Genomic DNA, 367 nt, shown 5'->3' with positions numbered 1-367 from the left:
GCCGCCGAACAGCATGAAATGCGCGCCGCGCTCGGAAGAAACAACGATCTCCTCGCCCGGCTTGAATACCAGCAGCCGCTCGGCCGGGAAGACATCGCCGGCGATCGAGACGTCGCCTTCCAGCGTGTAGATGGCGCGCTCCTCGGCATCGGCCGGAATTTTCACGGCAGCACCCGCAGCCAGACGCAGATCGGCATAGAGCGTATCGGAAGCGGTAGCGACCGGCGAACGCAATCCCGAGAACGCGCCAATGACGACGCGGCCGCTGACGCCTTCGGCGTCGATCTCGGGCAAGCTGGCCACCGACGTGTTCGCGAAAACCGGAGCAATCTCCTCCTTGCCGTCGGGGAGCGCCAGCCAGGTCTGC

General features: G+C 65.7%; 1 protein-coding gene. It reads right to left on the bottom strand.

Annotated features, from left to right (window positions below; translation table 11 throughout):
* Positions 1–367, bottom strand: a 367-nt coding sequence (locus EN852_RS36360) for a pirin-like C-terminal cupin domain-containing protein (protein ID WP_281407841.1), incomplete at both ends; no start/stop codon positions are given.

Source organism: Mesorhizobium sp. M2E.F.Ca.ET.209.01.1.1, assembly GCF_004010375.2.
Taxonomy (GTDB): Bacteria; Pseudomonadota; Alphaproteobacteria; order Rhizobiales; family Rhizobiaceae; genus Mesorhizobium.
Note: the sequence above shows the minus strand (reverse complement) of the source record. Positions and strands in the feature narration are given on the sequence as shown.